The organism is Burkholderia singularis, assembly GCF_001718875.1.
GTDB lineage: Bacteria > Pseudomonadota > Gammaproteobacteria > Burkholderiales > Burkholderiaceae > Burkholderia > Burkholderia singularis.
The window spans coordinates 183,415-205,179 of record NZ_CP013449.1 but is presented as its reverse complement, the minus strand read 5'-3'; the positions used below and the strand labels follow the sequence as shown (position 1 = coordinate 205,179).

The window sequence follows — 21,765 nt, the reverse complement described above, 5'->3', positions numbered from 1 at the left end:
ATCAAGCATAACTTTTAGATCCATATCGCGCGCATGGGATTGCTTGGCGCCGCGCGCGGCCCTTGCAGGCGCGTTTCAATGCTTGTAGTGGAGCGCCGAGCCTGGGTTCGTATCCGCTCGCCGTAGTGCCAACTGATTCCGTGCTCGAATCGAACCCGGGCAGCGTCCGGCATCCTCATACCAACGAAAAGTACGTTTTTACCGGCAAAAAAGCATTCCGTGTAAATCGGGCGAGATCTCGTCAAATTTACCGGGAGCCGACGTGCCGTCGCCGAGATACAACGTCCCGCCGTTATACAGTGCAATGTCGACGTTACGGCTGCCAAACGTAACGGCCCACGGCAACCGGTCAACCAGCACCGAAGGCTCTGGGCGAATCGCGGAAATGCTCCGGGGCAGCACACGCCAACTACTACAGAGTATTCGATGCGTGGCACGCACGGCTTTCGATGCCGCACTCGACACCCAAAGGTACGGTCGCATCGAACTGCACCGCGATCGCGTGATCACCGGGCGCGAATACGAGGCCACCGTCAGCAGTGTCAACGCATGGCATTTAAGCGTGCTAAGTCACCGGGCCCGAGTAAGGAGGCGGGCAGAACAGCGTATATCGGATACCTGTCCACATTGCATCCAATGCAATCTATGGCCACTCGAGATCGTTGCTAGACAGGATCTCCACTGGTTACTGAACCGACAGGACGCGATCCGGTTCGGAGACCATATCGATTTCGCGGCAAGATTTCCTAAAGTCCATCGATGTCGCATTCATTTTCTTGCAACGCCACCTGGCACCGCAAGAGGGAACGAAACTGATTGCGTCCTCCTAGACAATGAGCATTCGTCTTTGGCCTATGGTAGTCGGCAGGATCACCCCCGTCGTCATACGGCGAGTCCGATCACTCGGAACGCATTCGAGCCGGCCAGCAAAAAAGCATCGCAAGCATACCGGCAACGGTCAGGTTTCCAGCCTGTCATCCCTGCTGCTTCGGTCCGAATCCGCGATAGGGCTTCAATGGAATGATCGCGACGATTTCCAGCATCCCCTCCCTGACAAGCGGCAAGCTGCCGAGTTGCCTTTCAACGTCTTCGCGTTTTTCCGCCTCGACCAGCAAGCAAGCGCCGCCGACATCGCCACGATGCCATATCTGCCGGATAAAGCCCTCGATATACAGCGTTCGCGCCCGTTGCGCCTCGTCATCGAGTAACGGAGCGAAATCCGCATCGCTAAAGCGCTCGGTGACTCGGCGTGAAAGTGTCAAGAACTGCATCGTCATTCTCCTGATCGGGAAAAACTGTTGGCGTGGCGTTTTTCATGCGCCAACTATCAGGCCGCTGGATGCATCTGTCCAGGACTGAAATCGCTACAATTGAGATCAAGGAGATCTCAAGTGATCGATTTACGCCAGCTTCGTGCTTTCATCGCCGTCGCCGAAACCGAGCATGTCGGACGAGCGGCCGAACGGCTCCACATTTCGCAATCGCCTTTGAGCCGGCAAATCATCCGGCTTGAAGAGCAGCTGGGGCTTGCGTTGTTCGAACGCGTCCGTCAACGCGTGCGCCTGACCAAAGAAGGCCAGATTTTTCTCGAAGAAGCCCGCTCGCTGCTCAAGCAGGCAGAACGTCTCGAAACACATGCACAGCGGCTTGCGCGCGGGGAAACAGGAACGCTCTCGATCGGCTATGTGGAGGCATCGATGCGCTTGAATCTCTTGCCACAAGCGCTTCAGTCATTCTGCGCGACGTACCCTGACGTGCCGGTCACGCTGCACGCGCTTCGTTCAGCCAAGCAAATCGACGCGATACGCAAGCGCACGCTCGATATCGGCTTGGTCTATTCGCCCCCCTCACCGGCCGACACCGATCTCGCAAGCCTGCTGGTTGCAAGCGATTCGATCGTGCTTGCCATACCGGACGATCATCCGCTCGGACGTGTCAAAAGGATCACCGCCCGGCACCTCGATGGGCAACGGTGGATCGCGATGCCACGCGCACTCAATCCGGCTGCGCGCGAACGCTTCGTCGCCGCGTGCAGTGCGTGCGGCTTCATGCCGGATATTCGGCTCGAAGCGGTCGAGCCCACGGCCATGCTTCGACTCGTCGGAGCAGGCCTAGGCGTCGGCCTTGTGCAAGCCGCGCTTCGCACTGCGGCCTCGTCTGGGATCCTGTTCAAGACGCTGCCGTGGTTTCCGTTGACCGTAGACGTTCACGTCGTCTGGAGGCGCTCGGATTGCAGCCCTCTATTAGCCCGCTTCTTGGAGAACATCGCGTCGCTATCGGTTGAAGATCAGCGCCGCTGACGGACGCCGTGCCGCGATACGCCCGGGCTGCGGGCAAAGAAAAACCGCGTCACGAAGTAACGCGGCACATTTAGACGATGCCGAGCATGAAAGCCCGCGCAAAGGCGCTATTTTCCGCTCAAGGACTCGGCATACTCGACAGCATATTCGATCCGGCATCCGAACTGTCTCCCGCCAGCCTTTCGACAAATCCGTGAGACCGCTGCAATCGCCGACTTCGACGTCAATGCGCGGCATGCAACTCCTGACTCTGCGGCATCGAGAGCCACGTAAATAGCGAAGGCGGATGATCGAATGCGTTGACGATTGCAGAAGCAAGCGGCCCGCTGCGGGCCGCCGCGGAATACAGTTTGAGCATGGCTTCAGCAGGCGGCGTCAACAACATGCCATTCGTCCACTGCACCGCGTACTGCGCGTATTGCCAATACCGCTCGAAGGTTTGCGTCATCCACTCACGAGTAAACGGCGCATCGCCGTGCTCGAAAATCGCATCGAGATAGATGCGGCTGCATTTCGATGCGCCGTTCGCGCCTTGCCCCGTCAGCGGATCGTTCAGCACGACCGTGTCGCCGAGCCCGAAAACCAAGCGGCCGGACGGCAATGTTGCGACGGGTTCGCGCACCGTCGGTGCAAATTTGCCGGACAGGATGCCGTTCGGATCGGTCAACTCGACGTGTGCGCAGCGTGCATATTCCCGCGGCAAATAAGCCTTGAGCAGCGCAAGCGAAAGCGCAAGATGCTGCGCTGGGGAACCGGCGTCGTGCCAACAGTCGAACGGACCGCCCATCACACCTTCAAATACCATGATGTGGCACGGACCACTCAACGTCAGCGCGGGAAACACCAAATATTCGCCAACGCCTGGAATCACGTTATAGGAAATGCGAGAAAAACCTTCCGACGGCGCAAGACCATGCACATAAGTCATGCCAAGCGCGCGCTGCGGTTTATCGAATGCGCTGCGCTTCGCATCGCGCATGAAAAGCTTCGCCACGTCCCCTTTACCGGATGCAAGCAACACGAGATCGTGCGACGCGCTAAGCTCTTCGAGCACTTGAACATCGGCATCGCGCAACTCGATCCGTGCGCCGCGCCTGGCGATCACGTCGAGCCAAGCAGCCATCTTCAGGCGCTGGTCGACGGACTGTGCCGCCTTGTCGAGCCGCGCGGCCCAATCGATCGTTTGTTCACCGGGCGACAACGGGTCGTGCAACGTCAACCCGATTCCCTCGATCGGCGGGCATAGCCGCTCCCACCAGTTCAACCCTGCGACGCGTTCGATATCGAGTGCGCTGCCGAACATGCATTGACTCGACATGACCTTGCCGCGCGCGATTGCGTCGGCATCGCGGTTCGTCACCAGCGTGACTTGATATCCGCGATCCAGCAGTCCGAATGCGATTTGCAAACCCGACTGGCCAGCTCCGACAACCGCGATGCGGCGAGCGCGACCCGCTTCGGATAGATGACGATATTCCGGCCCTTGCACACTCATTTTCGCTCTCGACCAATCAATTAGCGGCTCGCTGAACCTCGCTCGACATGCTCGCCTTATTAACAGACGGCCATCTTGCGCATTGGTGTCGACGAGGCTTGAGGGGCAAGAAAATAGCGGAGTACTCATATTCGCGGCACTCGCCCCCGGATGCCACGTTCCGAAGCGGAAAAATAACACTTCCGGCCCATGCATTACCAAGATCCGCTCAATTGAGTAAGCTGGCTCTCATAGTCAAAAATTGTCACGGCTGCCGGTCATTTTAGGCAGGTATCCAAACCATTTATCTCAAAAAAAATAGGTGGCCAAACATCTCAACTCGTCAAGTAAGTCTCCACCAACCGGACCCAACAGGCCGCGCCAAGCGGCAGCGCAGTGTCATTGAAGTCGTAACCGGGGTTATGCACCATGCAACCGCCATCCAGCCCTTCGCCGTTTCCCAGCAGCAAATAGCAGCCCGGCACCTCGCCGAGCATCCACGCAAAATCTTCACTGCCATCCATCAACGCTTGGTCGGGGCGCGCATAAACGCGTTCAGGCCCGACCAGTTCCTCACAAACACGCTGTACAAGCCGCGTCGGCGCATCCGCATTGATCACAGGCGGAGTCAGCTGGCGATAGTCGATCGTTGCTTCAGCGCCGTGCGCTTGCGCTGTCAAACACACGATGTCGCGCACCCGCGCCTCGATGAGCGCACGCGTCTCGGGCATCGTCGCGCGCACGTTAAGGCCGATTTCAACCGTTTCGGGAATCACGTTATGAGTCGCACCACCGCGGATGTAACCCACCGATACGACGGCACGCTCACGTGGCGCAACGTTGCGCGCAACAATCGTTTGCAATGCGGTGATGATGGCCGCGGCCGCCGCGATCGGGTCGCGTGCGCGATGTGGCATTGCTCCATGGCCACCCACGCCCTTGATCGTCACATCGGCCACGTCTGAAGACTGGCTGACCGGGCCCGCCAACATACTGAACGTACCAACAGGCATCCCAGGCCGGTTATGCAGCGCGAATATCACGTCGCATGGAAAGCGCTCGAACAGGCCGTCCTCGATCATCGCGCGCGCGCCGCAAAGATTTTCTTCGTTGGGCTGAAAGATCAGATTCAGCGTACCGTTGAAATCGCGGCGCACCGCAAGAGCACGGGCGGCCGCAAGCAGGATCGCCGTATGACCATCGTGACCGCATGCGTGCATTCTGCCGGCAATCGTACTCTGATACGGCAGCCCGGTCGCCTCATGGATCGGCAGCGCATCCATGTCCGCACGAATGCCGATTTGCTTCGAACCCGCGCCGAGCCTCATCTGCGCCACAACGCCGCTACGGCCAATGCCGGTATAAACGTCGTAGCCCCAAGCACGCAATTGCCGCGCAACGAATCCGCTCGTGTTGCCGAGATGGAAGCCGAGTTCAGGGTATGCATGCAAACGGCGTCGAATATCGACGAAAGTATCTGTATCGATCCCGGATAAAAGCGACGAAACCCGTGATATTGTTGCGTTCACCCCGCGCTCCTTATCTTCTTACCAAACTCGGATTCCGTAAGCGCGCGCCGCACATCGCTTCATAAGCGGCCTTCAGCAAGTAAGCCTGCGCGCAATGGGCAGCACCGCGCCGTGCGCCGCCGACACTGGAACATCCTGTATGATCACCGCACGCTATCGCATGCATTTCGAATGCGACATTACCCGCGTCCGCTGTCCATCCAATACAACATTCACCCAGCACAATGGAGTACCGTTCGATGAAACATTTCGTATCGACTGCATCCGTGGCCGCTCTGCTCGCACTTGCACTGAGTGCCTGCGCCAACGAATCTTCCAGTTCGACGGCACCGCCCGTCCCCATGGTAGGCAGCGATCGCGACACGCACGGTTGCATCGGCTCTGCCGGCTATTCATGGTGCGAGCAAACCCGGCAATGCGAACGACCGTGGGAACTGGCGAAGCAGAAAGGCTTTGCGGTATCGGCCGACAACTTCGCCAAGTACTGCAAAACCGGCTCCATCAACTGATCCACGCTCCGGTCCAACGCGCAGCCCGATGGGACTCTCCGTATTGCGAGCCGGAGCACGCCATGCGCATACTCGATACAGCTTGCGAAAAACGTGCGGCTATGGCGTTGCACCACGCCGGAATTGTTTCGTTAATCTAATAAGTTGCACGCTGGGTCCATGCCAGTCGATGTCGACGACGGCGCGGCGGCGCCCATGACAATCGGCACGTTACCCATCAAGCGCCGATCTGCACATACCGGTCGATCACTGTACCGCCCGCGCCATGATTTGCCGGCGAGGTTGTGTCATGCGCGAACGGGTGCTCGGGCGCATCGGTTTGCCGCCACGCGTGGCGCTTGAACAACGTCCAGTACCCGCCCCGAATCACAAAGCCGCCGCACTTCCTCGCATACTCATCCCGCCGCATCCGGTAGGCGCGTGGCAAGTCGTACCACGGCAGGCTTGGCAAATCGTGATGAACCAAATGGTAATTGTTGTTTAGATAAAGCAGACGCATCAACGGTCCAGCCTCGTTGATCGCGATACGCGCCTTGGGCTCCGGCGCAGCACGATGCTCGTATAACGAGCGAATCATCGCGATCGAATGAGCCGGCCACGTAACGGCAAGCAGGTAATACCACCAATGCACGCCGACCGATAAATGCAACCACGCAAGCAACGTGGCGACAAGCGCGACGTGCGCAATCCACATCGGCAAATAATGCCAGTCTGCGCGCCGCCAGGCGCAAAATGCATCCGCCAGCGTCGCGGCAGCGCTTATCGGCGGCCCAATGACAAAACGCCCGATAAAACTCTTGCGCGCATGCCACAGAGCACGCTGCCAACGGCTCAACCCCACCCAGCGCTCCGGCAACACATAGTTGCTTTCCGGATCGACGCCCGGCACGGTCAGATCCTCGTCGCGATGATGTTCAAGATGCGTATCGCGATACAACGTGTACGGATACCAAACCGACAACGGCGGATAACCCAACAGCTTATTCAAGCGCTTGGAGCGCGTCGGGTGACCGTGCAGGAGTTCATGTTGCAGCGACATATGCCACGCACATAGCAAGATCAGCAGTGGCGTCGCGATGGCAAGCGGCAAGCCCGCGTCACGCACGCTCAGCAGTACGCTCAGCCAGCCGCCGTAAACGACGACGATCAGCAGCCAGGTCGGCCACTCGGTACGCGCGGTCAAACGATCCCCGAGCGCGGCAATCTCGCGCGCATGATCCACATCGAAGTATTCGGCCATGTTCCAGCGGACATCGGAAGCCGGATGTCGCTAAACACGCCGGCAGGTATATCGAAAAGCGCAGAGACGCGCCGCCGCTCGATACAGCCTGCATGGAATGCGCGACGACGTGGCTTGACCGGTCGAACCTTAACGAATCGCTTCACCGAAACCAACCAATGGATTCGAATTTGCTTATATCGGCCATCCATCGGCTGACAGCTGGTGAGGCGATAAGTCACGATCCGCGCTGAAATCCGTAGAATGTGAGTATGAAAAATTGGATTGCCGGATTGCCGATGTACAACGTGACGACGCAGCATGCAGCGTTGTGGCGCGCACTGCTGCTCGATGCGTTGCAAGCATTCGCGCGCGCGGGCGGAACTGCCGATGTCACGCTACTCGACGAACCTTTCGGCGACTTGCTACCGCTGTGGCAGCGCGACGATCTCCTGCTATCGCAAACCTGCGGCTATCCATTTCGAATGCTCGGCCTTGCCGAATCGGTGCACTTGATCGCAACGCCTGCATTCGACGCGAGCGGCTGCGAAGGAGCGCGCTACCGAAGCGCGCTCGTCGTATCGGCAGACGCTCATGCACGCGGTGCAACGACGCTGGCTGCCTGTCGCGGCATGCGCGCCGCCTATAACGATGACACTTCGCACAGCGGAATGAATGCACTACGGCATGCGGTCTCGCGCCATGCGCGCAACGGACGCTTCTTTTCGTCCATCATGCGCACCGGCTCCCATCTGAGCGCACTGCGGGCGCTAGCCATGGGCGAAGCGGACATCGCGGCGATAGATTGCGTGACACTTGCTTACGTCGGCGACGCATTGCCGGAAATGCTGAACGGCGTGCGCGTCATCGGCGAAACCGCGTCTGCGCCTGGCTTGCCGTTCATCGCGTCGCGCTCGCTTGGCAACGCGCATGTTGCCGCGCTGCGCGACGCACTCGACACTGCTCTCGCAGCCGACGCAACGCGCGCGCGCTCATTGCGGCTGCGCAGTTTCGAGCGACTTTCCCTGGACGCCTATGTGGACATTGAACGGCTTGCCCGCGAAGCAACGGTACGCGGATACCCGGTGCTCGCATGACTGACGCGGCAATCCGTTTGTAGCGGCTCAAATCAAATTCCATCCTTACGATATTTATATTTGTCAGCAATACGAAATATAGATAAATCACATAAATATCATCTCGGGTGACTATAATTGGTCGTGCTTATGCAGCGCCAAGCACTTCCACACTGAGAATGCGGCGTGCAAAGCGTACACCACTTATATAGGAGAGCGTGATGCAAATGATCGAACTTTCCGCAGACGAAGTCCGAGCCGTATCCGGTGGTGCCGTGACTATTCCGACCCCTATTCTAGATATCGAGAAGGCCATTGAAGGCGCTGCCGGCCAATTGCCAGTTATTGGTTCCATCGTGCAACCCTTTGTTGTGCTGGCAATCAATCAATTCAACAATCTGCTGGGATCGCTACCGAGTATTCCCGGCTTTCCGCAGTTTTGATGGGATGAATACTGCGTGAATCAGGAGTGCCGGTCGGGCCCGGCTCGATCGACACTCTTCCAATCTTCAGTAGTAATCGTCACGAAAAGAAAACCGGGGCCCATTGACCGGGCATTCAGCACAACAGCGCCCGGACTCAAAATAATCGAAAGCTCCCCGCCCTGGCTCGCTGGCCTCTTTGGACAATTATTCATTTGTTAAAACGCTGATATCGCCGGCGATGGCGAGACGTCAAGCCCATCTCGACACAAAAATACGTCTGACCTATATCGGGCTCCGCGCAATACGGCAATAAAGCGGGAAAAATTTCTCACCCATGCCCTCAATCCTTAATCAAGATAAGCATGAACATTATGTGCTTGCATATCGAAGCACAACGAATGAGTGATGCCGATTTATCTGACTAATAATTTTGTCACATTTCCGGCAAAAACAACCGCTTCAAAATACACCGCGCAGAATTTACCGAATCGAACTCCATCCCAACCCACTCACTCGCAACAAAATATTCATAAAAAATAAATCACGCCAACAAAATCAATTTACAGCCAAGTATTCGTCTTTTTAATTAAATTGAAAGAAGCATAAAAATTTATAAAAAAGAAAAATCTTGGTCCGTATGAATATAATGAGCGCTGCCTTGCACCATGCCATTTTCAGTTATCGACTCAACACGGCAAGGCAATCATTTACGGAGAAAACCATGCGCATGATCGAGCTTTCGAACGACGAAATTCAAGCTGTTTCCGGTGGTGCACTCCTGCCGACCGGCTCGGTGAGCGGCAGCGCCAATCTGGCCGGCAATCTGCTGGGCCTCTTGAGCAGCAACCTGTTCGGCACGTTCAGCGGCTCGGTGAACGGCGGTACGGCAAGCGCGAATGCCAGCCTGGGCGCTGTTCTGAACAGCGTGCTGGGTTCCGTCGGCGGTACGCTGAGCGGCAGCTTCAGCGGTACCTTGCCGTTCGCAATCTGATCGATATCGGATGAAGCGTGGGCGCTGGTTACGATTGCGACGACCAGCGCTCGTGACCGGCATCTCCGGTTCATACGCTAAACATCAATAAGCGCCATTTTCAATTGCAAGCGCCACGCAAAATATCAAATATTGGCCGCCCCCGAACCTCGTATTCTTCAATATGCGGCCGTGCGTGATTCGTGGCCGATCGGCTTGCGGTACGTCGCCAGGCCACTTCCGTCGCCCCGTCTCATTGACCGTAAATGTCATTCGGCGGGACTTGGGCACGATCTGTATCACGTCTCTCACTTGACACCCCCTCCCACTTCGACAATCACGACAACTACATCAAAATCCATTTGATGCCGCCTCGCAAGCAATCCAAGGAATTTTCTTATTTTATTTTTTTCATTCATACATCACATTATTTTCATAATATGAAAGATATTTAAAAATATATAAAACCAAAAAATATCGAATTACCTAGCTATAATTAATTTGCCAAGCACAGCGCATTTCAAAACGGACTGAAACGCAGTGTGATGAGGCACCTACTTAAAGGAGAGTAATGATGCAGATGATTGAACTTACGAAGACTGAAGTCCAAGAAGTGTCTGGCGCGTCGTTCCCCCCTATTGGCGTTTTCCCGAATGGTATTGGTCTGGTAGCCGGCATTTCGGAACTGCTGATGGGCACGGCCTATGTCGGCAGCGAAGCTCTCACCATTACCGCTCATGCGCTTGTCTCCGCGCTCGGTGGCGCATGGGGTCCGTACACCCCGGCCTAAAGCTGATCGCTTCCACCAAAACTGGCGGCGCCAATTATTCAATCCGTGATCGGCGCCGCCGCTCAAATACATTAGTCAGGCGGCCTGCATATGTCACTTCGATTTTTCGGAAAGCGATACAAAATTAGTTGATGCAGCCCGTAAATTTATGTTTAATGGGTGGGCACTCGACAGACGATTCATAACGAAATCAATCCCACCAGCGCCGTGAATCAACCCCTCTTCCGAACGGCCGCGCAAGAAGCCCAACGCACGCAAACGCTGGGCGAGATCGTGCTGATTCGGCCGGTATCGTTCGCGGTCCTGACCACCGCGGCCATCGCCATGGCCCTCGGCGTGATCCTGCTGTTCAGCTTCGGCACCTATACCCGCCGCACCACCGTCGACGGCACCCTCACCCCCGATACCGGCCTCGTCAAGGTCTACACCCAGCAGACCGGCATCGTGCTCAAGAAGAACGTCGTCGAAGGCCAGCACGTCACCCGCGGCCAGGTGCTCTACACCGTCTCCGCCGATCTGCAAAGCGCCGCGGCCGGTGAAACCCAGGCCGCCCTCATCGCCCAGGCCCAGCAGCGCAAGTCTTCCCTCGAGCAGGAACTCGACAAGACCAAGCTCCTTCAGCAAGACGAGCGCAGCACCCTGCAAGCCAAGATCGCCAGCCTGCGCACCGAGCTTGCCGGCATCGACGAGCAGATCGCCGCCCAGCGCACCCGCACCTCGCTTGCCGCCGATGCCGCCCGCCGCTACGACGGCCTGCTCGCCCAGGACTACATCTCCAAGGATCAGGCCCAGCAGCGTCAGGCCGATCTCCTCGACCAGCAGTCCAAGCTCCACAGCCTGCAGCGCGAGCGCGCCGATACCGCCCAGTCGCTCACCGAGGCCCTCAACCAGCTCTCCGGCCTCGCGCTCAAGCAGCAGAACCAGCTCGCCCAGATCGACCGCAGCGTCATCGACGTCGACCAGAGCCTCGTGCAAAGCGAAGCCAAGCGCGAGTTCGTCGTCACCGCCCCCGAGACCGGCACCGCCACCGCCGTCATCGCCGAGCCCGGACAGACCGCCGACACTCAGCATCCGCTGGCCAGCATCGTCCCCGCCGGCGCGCATTGGCAGGCCTATCTGTTCGTCCCCAGTTCCGCGGTCGGCTTCATCCATGTCGGCGACCCCGTGCTCGTGCGCTATCAGGCTTATCCGTACCAGAAGTTCGGCCAGTACGAGGCCCGCGTCGTGTCGATCGCCCACACCGCGCTGTCCGCCGCCGAACTCGCCACCAGCGGCGCACCCGCCGCTCAGGCCTCCAACGGCAGCACTTTCTACCGCATCACCGTCGCGCTCAAGGATCAGCACGTGACCGCTTATGGCAAGGCGCAGCCCCTGCAGGCCGGCATGGCCCTGCAGGCCGACATCCTTCAGGAGCGTCGCCGCCTCTACGAATGGGTGCTCGAACCCCTTTACAGCCTGACCGGCAAACTCTGACCGCGCCCCCCGCCATGTCTCTACTCGATCGTCTTTCGTTCGGCGTCGGCCACAAGCTGCCGATGCTCCTGCAGACCGAGTCCGCCGAGTGCGGCCTCGCCTGCCTGGCGATGGTCGCCGGCTTTCACGGCCACCACGTCGACCTCGCCACCATGCGCAGCCGCTTTCCGGTCTCCCTCAAGGGCGCCGGCCTGGGCCGCGTGATCGACATCGCCCAGCGCCTCGATCTGGGCACCCGCGCACTCAAGCTCGATCTCGATCAGCTCAGCCAGCTGCGCACGCCCTGCATCCTGCACTGGAACTTCAATCACTTCGTCGTGCTCAAGGAAGTCAACGGCAAGAGCGTGACGATCCATGATCCCGCCCAGGGCGTGCGCAAGCTCTCCTTCGACGAGGTCTCGCGCGCCTTCACCGGTGTCGCGCTCGAACTCTGGCCCACCGGCAGCTTCAAGCCGCTCGACGCCAAGCCCTCCGTCAAGCTGCGCTCGCTGCTCGGGCCCGTGGCCGGCCTGTCGCGCTCGCTCGGCCAGATCTTCCTGCTCGCGATCGCCCTCGAGATCTTCACGCTCGTCTCGCCGTTCTTCCTGCAGTGGGTGATCGACGAGGTGATCGTCAGCGCCGATCGCGATCTGCTCACCGTGCTCGCCCTCGGCTTCGGCCTGCTGCTGCTCATGCAGCAGGCCACCAGCGCGATCCGCGCGTGGGCGCTGATGTATTTCGGCACCACGCTGAACGTGCAGTGGCGCGCCAACGTGTTCACGCACCTGCTCAGCCTGCCCGTCAAGTACTTCGAGCGCCGCCATCTGGGCGACGTCGTCTCGCGCTTCGGCTCGATCGACACGATCCAGCAGACCATGACCAGCTCGTTCCTGTCGGCCGTCATCGACGGGCTGATGACCATCGTCACCCTCGCGATGATGTTCGTCTACAGCCGCACGCTCGCCTTCGTCTCGCTCGGCACGATGCTGCTCTACGCGCTGATGCGCTGGCTCTGGTATCGCCCGCTGCGCCTGGCCACCGAGGATCAGATCATTCACACCGCCAAGCAGCAGAGCCACTTCCTCGAGACCGTGCGCGGCGTGAAAACCATCAAGCTGTTCAACCGCCAGAGCGAGCGCCGCTCGAGCTGGCTCACCCTGCTCGTCGAGCAGGTCAACGCCGGGCTGCACGTGCAGAAGCTGCAGTTGCTGTATCAGCAGATCAACGGCTTGCTGTTCGGCATCGAGAACCTGCTGATCATCTGGCTCGGCGCGCGCCTGGTGATGGACGGCCAGTTCACCGTCGGGGTGCTGATGGCGTTCAACGCTTACAAGGGCCAGTTCGACAGCCGCGTCGGCAGCCTGATCGACAAGTTCTTCGAGATCAAGATGCTGCAGCTGCAGGGCGAGCGGCTCGCCGACATCGTGTTCGCGCAGGCCGAGACCGACACCAGCCTGCGCCACGTGCCGGGCGAGGCCGAGAACCTGGAGGCGAGCATCGAGGCCGAGAACCTCACGTTCCAGTATGCGGAGGGCGAGCCGGTCGTGCTCAACGGCGTGTCGCTGAAGATCCCGCCGGGCGAATCGGTGGCGCTGGTCGGGCCGTCGGGATGCGGCAAGACGACGCTGGTGAACGTGCTGCTGGGCATTCTCGAGCCCACCGGCGGCAAGATCAAGATCGGCGGCGTCGACGTCGAGCGCCTGGGCATCGATCGGCTGCGCACGCTGGTGGGCACGGTGCTGCAAGACGACGTGCTGTTCGCCGGCTCGATCGCGGACAACATCAGCTTCTTCGATCCGAACGCCGATCCGAACTGGGTGGCGCAATGCGCGCAACTGGCTGCGGTGCACGCGGATATCGTGGCCATGCCGATGGGCTACAACACGCTGGTCGGCGACATGGGCACGGTGCTCTCGGGCGGGCAGAAGCAGCGGGTGCTGCTGGCCCGCGCGCTGTACAAGCGGCCGAAGATCCTGGTGCTGGACGAGGCGACGAGCCACCTCGATGTGCAGCGCGAGCGGCTGGTCAATGCGGCGGTGAGCGCGCTGAACATGACGCGGCTGATCGTCGCGCACCGGCCCGAGACGATCGCGACCGCGCAGCGCGTGATCATGCTCGATGGCGGCAAGGTCGCGCTCGACCAAAGCACCGCGGCGCTCGCCGAGATGCAGAAGAAGGCCGCGCAGCAGGCTCAAGAGCAGGCGCAGCAGGCCGCCGCCGCGCAAGCGGGGCAGGCGGCCGGGCAGCCCGCGCCGGCGCAACAGCCGGCAGGACAGGCCGGTGCGCCGCAGGCGCAGCCGGCGCCCGCCGCCGCGCAACCGGCCGCCGACCCGCACGCGCCCGCCGAGCCAAACGCGTCGCAACAAACGACGATCGGAAGGTGAGCGTGATGAAGTATTTCCATCCGTTCGCCGCCGCGGCGTGCGCGCTGCTTGTTGCGTCGCACGCCGCGCACGCGCAGTGGCTCGACGTCTACGGCACGAAGAAGCTCACGTCCGCGACGCCCGCCGCGCCGATGCTGAAGAACGCCGCGTGCCAGCCCGAGTTGGCGAACCATCCGATCGAACTCGAGGACGCGGTCCTGCAGGCCATCTGCGCGAATCCGAAAGCCCGGCAGGCATGGGCGAACGCACGCGCGCAGGCCGCGCAGATCGGCGTGGCCAAGGCCGCTTATCTGCCGACGATCAATGCCACCGGCGGGTATGAGCGCGACAAAGTCACGCCTACATATGGTGTGATTGGCACCGGCCTTTCCGCCTCGCAAACGCAGAGTACGAACAGCAAATACGGCATGCTCAATCTAAGCTGGGTGCTGTTCGACTTCGGCAAGCGCAGCGCGCAATTGCGCCAGGCGCGGGATCTGCTCGCCGCGGCCAACGCCACCCAGGACGACACGCTGCAGACCATCCTCTTCAGCGTCGCGCAGGCGTACTACGACGTACGCAGCAAGCAGGCCGCGGTCGATGCCGCGCGCGAAACCGAGCAGGCCGCCAAGGAGAGCCTGGCCGAAGCGAAGGCCAAGCACGACGCCGGCGCCGGCACGCTCGCCGATCAACTGCAGGCGCAAACCAGCTATCGCCGCGCGCTGCTCGAGCGCGTGAATGCCGAAGGCGACGTGTTGAGCGCGATGGGCGCGCTCGCGAACGCGATGGGGCTCGATGCGAATACGCCCCTCACGCTCACCTCTTCCGAGCCCAAACTCGATCATAACGAGTTCGCGCAGAACGTCGCGGATCTGATCGACGAAGCCAAGCGCCGGCATCCGAAGCTGTTGGCCGCCCGCGCGAAATTCGAAGCCGCGCGCGCGAATGTCGATGTGGTGCGCGCACAAGGGCGGCCGACGATTTCGTTGGTGGGCAATCTGTCCCGCAACAATCCGTCGTATCAGCAGCAGCCGCAGCAGTTCGGCACGCAATTGAACTCGAGCCGCAGCAGCTCGATCGGCGTTCAAGTGACGATCCCGTTGTTCGAGGGCTTCGCGTCTGGCTATCGCGTCGCGCAGGCGCAGGCGCAGGCCGATGCGCAGGAAGCCGACATGCAGAACACCGAGCTTGGCGTCTCGCTCGACGTGTGGCAAAGCTATCAAAGCCTGCAGAGCGACACCGCGAATCTCGACAACTCCAAAGAGTTGCTCAGCGACGCGCAGCATTCGCTGCAAATCGCACGCGGCCGCTACAAGGCCGGCGTCGGCACCATCACCGAACTGCTCAACGCCCAAACCGCGCTGGCCGATGCGCAAAAGCAGCGCGTGCAGGCCGTCGCGAAATGGCAGACCTCCCGCCTTCGCTTGGCGCAAAGCCTGGGCAAGCTCGAACCGGCCACTGACGATACAGCCGAATCGCCGATCGACGAGGCGCGCACTGTCAAACCGCAACCGAAAATTCGACAACCGAATCCAGCGCATCAACCGAAAACAACCGATCTCGCGCATACCGATCCCGGTCCGCCGCCCCTGTTATCGCCGGTCTTTTTCCACCGCTGAGGCCGTCAGCCGCGCTCGAAGACTCGGCTAGACGAGCCTTCGTCATCGTTGAATTCCGGCTACGCTCGAGTGTACGAGGCGAGCCGGGCTCCAGGAGCGCAACCGACAACAGCGCGAGAGTTTTATCGATCGCAGCGGTTCAAGGCATGCCCGCGGAGCCATTCGTTGAATCCTCGCGGCACGTTCCCATCCAACTTGAACGCACGAACGTGCCGGCCGGGGGCTACGACGCGGTGGGCGGCTGCAGCGATGCGCAATTGCCCGTGACAGGCTGGCCAGTCATCACCTTGCGAATAAAGGGCAGAGAGTCGACCAGCGACGCGTTGACGGTACTATCGTGCGTTTGCCCCGGATAGTAGTGCCATTCAATCGGTGCGCCAAGCGCGCATGCGGTCGATATGAACGCATATGCATTCGATGGCGGCGTTGTCGTGTCCGCAAGGCCTGATCCCGTGAAGAGCGGCACCTTCAACGAGAAACTTGCGAGTTGCGTCGACGTTGCCGTCACAAGTGCCCCAATCTTGTCGATGGGAGGCGGCGCCTTCAGGTAGTTGGTTTGATCGACGCCGTTCGCCTGCTGCAGCGCGTCGAGTGCGCCGAGGCACGAAGTCGTCGCGGTGTCGTATACCGGCAGCGCACGATCGGAGATGTAGGGCCTGAAATCGAATCCCGGATCGACCAACATTCCGGTTCCCCGAATAGCCAACAGCAGATACACGGAATTGCCCGCGTCGCCGCTTCCAACCGGTGGCGACGCTGCCGCGCCGGGTCCGACGAGCGGAAAATATACGCCGGTAGCAACGCCGCCGACGACGTGCACATCAGGTGCATAACTGGGCGCGTACTGCAGCGTTGCTATCGTCGCGCCGGAACCTTGGGACTGTCCGACCGCGACTACCTTGTTAGCCAGCACGCCGGGAAGCGCAGACAGCGCCGCCCGCACCGCGTCAAGCGCACCATATGCTTCCGCACGATGGACGAGGTATGGATGCGGGCCTGGCGTGCCGAGCCCTTCATAGTCCGTCGCGACGACCGCGTAGCCCTGAGCCAGCATAGCGCCCAGATAAGCCCTGTCTCGAGCGGAACGCGGGCGGAATGACTGCGCGCAGACATCCGCGATCCCGACCGTGCCGTGCGTCCACGCGATGATGGGCCAGCCTCCCAGCGGGGGCGTACCCTGCGGCAGGTAGACCGCGCCTGACACGGTAACCGGCGTTTTGCCGTCGACGCCCTCCGTCGACGTGTAAAGCATTCGCAGATTCTTTGCGGAGTCCGAATGATCGAGTGCAAGCTCCGGCGGCAATGCCTGCTGCCGCAGCAGTAATCCGGGACGCGCCGGCACACCGCTCGTCCACGTGTAGAACGGCGGCATCCCGCCATCGCCATATGCGGCGCTCGCCACCGGCACCGGGCCCGTCGGCATGCCTGCATTGTCGATATCTCCACCCCCACATCCGGCCAGTGCCAACGCGGCGATGCCGGCTGCCAAACCTCCACGCGTGAGCGCAATAGATCGTTTTTTTGATTTCATGTAACACTCTCGAAAGATCATAGGTTGTCGTCTCTTGGCCGTATGAATCGCCCCGCCACTCCGAGACTTTCGTGTGGTCCGACTTGAAAGAACGCGCTGCGATCGAGCTTTTCAAGCAAGACAGGGCGAGCTTGGCACGTTGAAATACGCCGAACAAGACGTCGTTTCGTTCCGACAATCAACCGTAGGTTGTCACCCAATGAAGTATCCGCAAGTCCTCGCGTTCGTCAGCGTCGCGCGACTCGGCAGCATCCGTGCCGCCGCACGGTCGATGGGCGTCTCCCAGGCAGCCGTCACGAAAACGATGCGCTTGCTCGAAGAACAATTGGGCGTAACCCTGCTTGCGCGCGGAGTCGGCGGTGCCGTCCTGACTGCCGCAGGCCAAGCGTTGCTGCCACGCGCGACGTTGATCGTCGAACAAATGAATCTGCTCGAAGACGACGTGTCGGCCGACGATTGCGGCCGCGTCGCGATCGGCTTGTCGATCATGGCTTCGAGCCGCCTGCTGCCGCTCGTCCTACCCGACTTCATCGCGCAACGCCCGCGCTCGCCGCTGCGTATCGTGGACGGCGCCCTTGCGTCGGTCCTTCCAGGTCTGCGCGACGGGACGCTCGATTTCGGTGTCTGCACTGCGTTCGCGGAATCGATTCCCATGCCGTTCCAATTCGAACCGTGGTTCCGCAGACCGGCGATCGTGATTGCCCGTCGCACGCATCCGCTCGTCAACCGCCGATGCACGCTGGATGACCTGACTCGATTTCCGTGGGTCAGTGGCGGAATCCGCATTACGACGCAACCGTCTTATATCGGGGCGGCAAGAGTTATCGAAGGGCCTCAAAACATCGAGAGTCAAAACGTGGTCGCGACTCGTGCCGCACTGAAATGCACCGACGCGCTCGCGGTGGTGAGCCGCGATATCGCATCGGAGGTCGAGGACGTCGATTTGGCGGCGCTTGATCTCGACGAGCCACTACCCGATTTGACAGAGGGACTCGTGACGCGCTCAGACTTGTTCTTGTCGCCGAATGCGCAGTTGATGATGGAGATGCTCAGAAAGCAGGCGTTTCGTAGCTTCACTTGAACCTGCCGCCGGAGATTGATCGCGTTTTCGCATAGGTTGTTCGAGATCGGCCAGGGTGCCATGCTCAACGTAGCGGACCAGCTTGGACCACTGTCCGTCCATGCGTCGCTGTGCACGAGACAACCGGCATAAAAGCCGGCTCCCTCACACCGGTACCATCGATAGCTCAATGTAAGTCTCGTAAGGCGGCTCTCGTGGCAAACCGGCGATCTCGCCGCCCTGCTCGCGCTGGTACTGGGAAATCCAGGTCCAGACGAGATTCGGATTGATGCCGTATTCCATCACCATCTGTGCGATCGATACGCCCGGCTTCAGACACGCCTGCATTAGTTCGTGCTTTGCAATGCGTCGTATGAGCGCCGCCCGTCTCGCTTGCGATTAACCACGCGCCGGCTTTGCAAACTCTCTACCTGCTCGTTCGTGACACCTGTCTACGTTCATTGAATAAGGGCACGTAGCCTTTGTGAATCAGCCCCGCCGTGCAATGGCGCTTCAAAGAGCGCTTACCACTACGAGCCCTCGTCATCACGGAATTCAGAATAAACAACCCCCTCACTCGCACGTACCGGCGTTATACGGCCGGTCCATGCAGCGCATTGCCGCGCTCGCCGACGCGGTTCCGCACTCGCCATCAGCCCGTCGCACACCGTTCACAGCGGATGTAGTATCACTACTTTTTTTGTCATAAAACGTCATCTGTGTTGACGTTTTAGTGATCTCATGAGATATAGCGAACGTTGTTTTGCTACAAATTCCAAGTCATACAAACAGATTACGGAGACAACGATGTCGACACGTCGTTTCAGGTGGGAACGGGCGGCACTGGCCAGTGCTTTCGCCCTGCTTTCAAGTGTCACCACGCACAATGCTTCGGCATCCGAAGCATTTGGCTCGCCCGGCGCCACGCCGGTAAGAGGCCCGGCTGCCAAGTCGTTCCTCGGCACTGCAGTCAATGGCGCATCGCGCGTATATTTCACCGGCTATCGAGGCGTTCTGTCCGAGGTCTATTACCCGGTTCTGGATACGCCCGAAACCGTCGATTTGCAGTTCCTGGTCGGCGATACCAGCAAAACTTTCGCCGACGAGGAAAAACTCCAGGCATATTCTTCCGTCCAGACTGATGCACGCACGATGAGCTGGCGGGTCACCACCAGTAACAGCGCACACAACTGGCAGATCCAGAAAACCATCTTCGCCGACCCAACCTACAACGCAATCGTGCAGCGTGTGACCTTTACCGCACTCAACGGTCACAAGGTCGGAGATTTCAATCTTTACATGCTGTTCAAGCCGTATCTCGACAACGCGGGCAGCAACAATACGGCACAGACGGTTTCCTATAGCGGCGGCACGGCGCTCGTCGGCAATCACAACAGCCGTTATTCGGCATTGCTGATCAATCATCCGTGGAAGATCGTCAATGGCGTCAGCATGACATCGAACGGTTTCGTCTCACAAAGCGATGGTTGGACCGACTTGCTGGGCGGCAGCGCCGACAAATCCATGGACTGGACCTTCTCGTCCGCGACCAACGGTAACGTCGCGCAGATGGGCTGGATCGATACGGGCGATCCGACTGCCACCAGCGTATCGTTCGACGTGGTGCTCGGTTTCGGCGGCACGCAGAACCAAGCGATCAGCGATGCAAACACCGTACTGGGCAGCAATCTCACCGGCGAACAGCAGCAGTACGACACGGCTTGGCACAACTACGCGGCAGGCCTTTCGACGCAGAACGGCACGGCCGACGACGCCTACTACCTGGCGGCGATGACGCTCAAAACCATGCAGGACAAGAGCAACGGCGCAATGATCGCCGGCATCGGCACGCCCTGGGGCGAAACGCAGGGCGACAGCAACGCGGGCGGCTATCACCTGGTGTGGCCGCGCGATTTGTTCAAGTTCGCGAACGCGCTCACGACGGCCGGCGACACATCCACCGCATCGAACGTCGTCAACTATCTGTTCAACACGTTGCAGCAAACCAGCAATTGCGGTACCGCCGAATACAATGCGTCGGGCTGTTCGCAAGGCTACAGCCGCGTCGGACGTTTCCCGCAGAATGCCTGGGTGAGCGGTTGGCCATACTGGCAAGGCACGCAGATGGACGAACAGGCGATGCCGATCATTCTCGCGTGGCGTCTGGGGCCGAGCGTCTATAACCCGCTCTGGCCGAAAATCAAACAAACCGCCGACTACATCGTCAGCACCGGACCGTGGACGTATCAGGAGCGCTGGGAAGAGAACTCGGGCTATTCGCCGTCCACCATCGCCGCCGAAATCGCCGGTCTCGTCACCGCTGCCGATATCGCGGTCCAGAACAACGATACGGCCAGTGCCGCACGCTATCTGGCAGCCGCCGATTACTGGCAGGAGAACGTGGCGGCCTGGACATACACGTCAAGCGGCTCGTTCGGCAACGGCAGTTACTATATCCGCATCAATCCGGCCAGCCGTGCGGGAAGCGGCACCGATCGCGCTAGCTTCGCGCCGACCTCCGGGCCCGACACCGCGCAAACGCTCGCGATCAAGAACGGCGGCGGCAACCATGATGCGCGGCGCGTCGTCGACGGCGGCTTTTTCGAATTGGTCCGAATGGGCGTCAAGCGCGCAACCGATTCGACCATCACGAACACGATCTCGGTATACGACAGCGTGCTCGGCCAATCGCTGAGCCTGACGAATGCGCCGGCACTGTCGCCCAACGCCTGGTTCCGCTATAACTTCGACGGCTACGGTGAGCATAACGACGGCAGCAACTTCGACGGCACCGGCGTCGGCAGACTGTGGCCTATCTTCACGGCCGAACGCGGAATGTACGAGATCGCTCGCCAAGGCAGCGGCAGTGCAGGCAACGCATATCTGTCGACGCTCAAGCATTTGACGACGCCTGAAGGCTTCCTGCCTGAACAAGTCTGGTCGAATTCGACCACGCTGCCCGACGGTTGGGCCGTGACCACGCCTACCGGGTATACGCCGGGTCAGCCGACCAAATCGATGGCGCCGCTCAATTGGGCAATGGGCGAATACATCAGTTTGCTGGCTTCGATCCAGGCGGGCCGAATCGTCGACATTCCGTCGGTCGTCTGCGCACGCTACAACAATTGCGTCGCGCCGCTGCAAAGCGGACAGGTCTCGGTAAAGGTCAACGTCAATGCAAGCACGCAGCTGGGCCAGCAAGTCTACGTCACCGGCAATGTCAGCGCGCTCGGCAACTGGAATACCGATCTCGGCATTCCGGTGGACCCAGCCAATTACCCGGTATGGAGCAATACCGTCAACCTGCCGGCAAGCCAGGCGATTCAATACAAGTACTATCGCAAGAATGCGGACGGCAGCGTAAGCTGGGAAAACTGGTCCGGCAATCGGCAGCTCCAAACGCCTGCCAGCGGCACGCTGACGTTGAATGATCAGGTGAACTGGTGAA

At 60.0% G+C, this 21,765-nt stretch carries 16 protein-coding genes and 2 pseudogenes; 12 read left to right on the top strand and 6 right to left on the bottom strand.

Going from position 1 to position 21,765, the window contains the following annotated elements; genetic code table 11:
• Positions 1 to 974 precede the first annotated feature (974 nt).
• Positions 975 to 1,271 carry a hypothetical protein gene (locus AQ611_RS16950; RefSeq protein ID WP_059515577.1) on the bottom strand — a complete coding sequence of 99 codons (297 nt, stop codon included), beginning with the start codon at positions 1,269 to 1,271 and terminating at the stop codon, positions 975 to 977.
• 120 nt (positions 1,272 to 1,391) lie between these two features.
• Here AQ611_RS16950 and AQ611_RS16945 point away from each other — a divergent pair, with 120 nt between their 5' ends.
• Positions 1,392 to 2,300 carry a LysR substrate-binding domain-containing protein gene (locus AQ611_RS16945; RefSeq protein WP_069235447.1) on the top strand — a complete coding sequence of 303 codons (909 nt, stop codon included), beginning with the start codon at positions 1,392 to 1,394 and terminating at the stop codon, positions 2,298 to 2,300.
• 223 nt (positions 2,301 to 2,523) lie between these two features.
• Here the strand turns inward: AQ611_RS16945 and AQ611_RS16940 are convergent, their stop codons facing one another.
• A complete protein-coding gene (locus AQ611_RS16940; RefSeq protein ID WP_059515409.1) occupies positions 2,524 to 3,795 on the bottom strand; it encodes a styrene monooxygenase/indole monooxygenase family protein in 1,272 nt (423 codons plus the stop codon).
• Between the two features lie 314 nt (positions 3,796 to 4,109).
• Positions 4,110 to 5,303 (bottom strand): M20 aminoacylase family protein, encoded by a 1,194-nt coding sequence (locus AQ611_RS16935; RefSeq protein WP_069235446.1) that lies wholly within the window; start codon positions 5,301 to 5,303, stop codon positions 4,110 to 4,112.
• Positions 5,304 to 5,542: 239 nt separating this feature from the next.
• Between AQ611_RS16935 and AQ611_RS16930 the strand changes: the two genes are divergently transcribed.
• Positions 5,543 to 5,812 carry a hypothetical protein gene (locus AQ611_RS16930; RefSeq protein ID WP_059515579.1) on the top strand — a complete coding sequence of 90 codons (270 nt, stop codon included), beginning with the start codon at positions 5,543 to 5,545 and terminating at the stop codon, positions 5,810 to 5,812.
• A 217-nt stretch (positions 5,813 to 6,029) separates the two neighbouring features.
• Here AQ611_RS16930 and AQ611_RS16925 read toward each other — a convergent pair whose 3' ends face one another.
• Entirely contained in the window at positions 6,030 to 7,052 is a 1,023-nt protein-coding gene (locus AQ611_RS16925; protein WP_069235445.1) for a fatty acid desaturase, read from the bottom strand.
• Positions 7,053 to 7,303: 251 nt separating this feature from the next.
• Between AQ611_RS16925 and AQ611_RS16920 the strand changes: the two genes are divergently transcribed.
• The 7 genes and pseudogenes from AQ611_RS16920 to AQ611_RS16895 all read left to right on the top strand — a co-directional run.
• Positions 7,304 to 8,128 carry a phosphate/phosphite/phosphonate ABC transporter substrate-binding protein gene (locus AQ611_RS16920; protein ID WP_059569721.1) on the top strand — a complete coding sequence of 275 codons (825 nt, stop codon included), beginning with the start codon at positions 7,304 to 7,306 and terminating at the stop codon, positions 8,126 to 8,128.
• Between the two features lie 200 nt (positions 8,129 to 8,328).
• A complete protein-coding gene (locus AQ611_RS25650) occupies positions 8,329 to 8,550 on the top strand; it encodes a hypothetical protein (RefSeq protein WP_146011740.1) in 222 nt (73 codons plus the stop codon).
• A 628-nt stretch (positions 8,551 to 9,178) separates the two neighbouring features.
• Positions 9,179 to 9,523 carry a hypothetical protein gene (locus AQ611_RS16915; protein WP_146011741.1) on the top strand — a complete coding sequence of 115 codons (345 nt, stop codon included), beginning with the start codon at positions 9,179 to 9,181 and terminating at the stop codon, positions 9,521 to 9,523.
• Between the two features lie 550 nt (positions 9,524 to 10,073).
• Positions 10,074 to 10,292, top strand: coding sequence for a hypothetical protein (locus tag AQ611_RS16910; RefSeq protein ID WP_059569723.1), 219 nt, complete (start codon positions 10,074 to 10,076; stop codon positions 10,290 to 10,292).
• A 207-nt stretch (positions 10,293 to 10,499) separates the two neighbouring features.
• Positions 10,500 to 11,765 (top strand): HlyD family secretion protein, encoded by a 1,266-nt coding sequence (locus tag AQ611_RS16905; RefSeq protein ID WP_083237430.1) that lies wholly within the window; start codon positions 10,500 to 10,502, stop codon positions 11,763 to 11,765.
• Positions 11,766 to 11,779: 14 nt separating this feature from the next.
• The gene (locus AQ611_RS16900) at positions 11,780 to 14,128 is read left to right on the top strand and encodes a peptidase domain-containing ABC transporter (RefSeq protein ID WP_069233691.1); all 2,349 of its coding nucleotides are present in this window, start codon (positions 11,780 to 11,782) and stop codon (positions 14,126 to 14,128) included.
• A 5-nt stretch (positions 14,129 to 14,133) separates the two neighbouring features.
• Positions 14,134 to 15,555, top strand: a pseudogene (locus AQ611_RS16895) (TolC family protein); the annotation flags it as partial.
• A 394-nt stretch (positions 15,556 to 15,949) separates the two neighbouring features.
• On the opposite strand, the gene AQ611_RS16890 reads toward AQ611_RS16895, so the two are convergent.
• Positions 15,950 to 17,257 (bottom strand): lipase family protein, encoded by a 1,308-nt coding sequence (locus AQ611_RS16890; RefSeq protein WP_180978130.1) that lies wholly within the window; start codon positions 17,255 to 17,257, stop codon positions 15,950 to 15,952.
• A 199-nt stretch (positions 17,258 to 17,456) separates the two neighbouring features.
• On the opposite strand from AQ611_RS16890, the pseudogene AQ611_RS26760 reads away from it, so the two are divergent.
• Together AQ611_RS26760 and AQ611_RS16885 are read left to right on the top strand one after the other, a co-directional pair.
• Positions 17,457 to 17,582, top strand: a pseudogene (locus AQ611_RS26760) (LysR family transcriptional regulator); the annotation flags it as partial.
• Positions 17,583 to 17,699: 117 nt separating this feature from the next.
• The gene (locus AQ611_RS16885) at positions 17,700 to 18,338 is read left to right on the top strand and encodes a LysR substrate-binding domain-containing protein (RefSeq protein WP_231936057.1); all 639 of its coding nucleotides are present in this window, start codon (positions 17,700 to 17,702) and stop codon (positions 18,336 to 18,338) included.
• A gap of 144 nt (positions 18,339 to 18,482) precedes the next feature.
• On the opposite strand, the gene AQ611_RS16880 is transcribed toward AQ611_RS16885, so the two are convergent.
• Positions 18,483 to 18,665, bottom strand: coding sequence for a transposase (locus AQ611_RS16880; RefSeq protein WP_069235441.1), 183 nt, complete (start codon positions 18,663 to 18,665; stop codon positions 18,483 to 18,485).
• A 459-nt stretch (positions 18,666 to 19,124) separates the two neighbouring features.
• On the opposite strand from AQ611_RS16880, the gene AQ611_RS16875 reads away from it, so the two are divergent.
• Positions 19,125 to 21,764 (top strand): glycoside hydrolase family 15 protein, encoded by a 2,640-nt coding sequence (locus AQ611_RS16875; protein ID WP_069235440.1) that lies wholly within the window; start codon positions 19,125 to 19,127, stop codon positions 21,762 to 21,764.
• Position 21,765: the final 1 nt, after the last annotated feature.

Excerpts from the sequence above, each read along its gene's own strand:
- AQ611_RS16950 (WP_059515577.1), bottom strand. The coding sequence starts at position 1,271 with ATGCAGTTCTTGACACTTTCACGCCGAGTCACCGAGCGCTTTAGCGAT.
- AQ611_RS16940 (WP_059515409.1), bottom strand. The coding sequence starts at position 3,795 with ATGAGTGTGCAAGGGCCGGAATATCGTCATCTATCCGAAGCGGGTCGC.
- AQ611_RS16930 (WP_059515579.1), top strand. The coding sequence starts at position 5,543 with ATGAAACATTTCGTATCGACTGCATCCGTGGCCGCTCTGCTCGCACTT.
- AQ611_RS16925 (WP_069235445.1), bottom strand. The coding sequence starts at position 7,052 with ATGGCCGAATACTTCGATGTGGATCATGCGCGCGAGATTGCCGCGCTC.
- AQ611_RS16920 (WP_059569721.1), top strand. The coding sequence starts at position 7,304 with ATGAAAAATTGGATTGCCGGATTGCCGATGTACAACGTGACGACGCAG.
- AQ611_RS25650 (WP_146011740.1), top strand. The coding sequence starts at position 8,329 with ATGCAAATGATCGAACTTTCCGCAGACGAAGTCCGAGCCGTATCCGGT.
- AQ611_RS16915 (WP_146011741.1), top strand. The coding sequence starts at position 9,179 with ATGAGCGCTGCCTTGCACCATGCCATTTTCAGTTATCGACTCAACACG.
- AQ611_RS16910 (WP_059569723.1), top strand. The coding sequence starts at position 10,074 with ATGATGCAGATGATTGAACTTACGAAGACTGAAGTCCAAGAAGTGTCT.
- AQ611_RS16900 (WP_069233691.1), top strand. The coding sequence starts at position 11,780 with ATGTCTCTACTCGATCGTCTTTCGTTCGGCGTCGGCCACAAGCTGCCG.
- AQ611_RS16890 (WP_180978130.1), bottom strand. The coding sequence starts at position 17,257 with ATGAAATCAAAAAAACGATCTATTGCGCTCACGCGTGGAGGTTTGGCA.
- AQ611_RS16880 (WP_069235441.1), bottom strand. The coding sequence starts at position 18,665 with ATGCAGGCGTGTCTGAAGCCGGGCGTATCGATCGCACAGATGGTGATG.
- AQ611_RS16875 (WP_069235440.1), top strand. The coding sequence starts at position 19,125 with ATGTCGACACGTCGTTTCAGGTGGGAACGGGCGGCACTGGCCAGTGCT.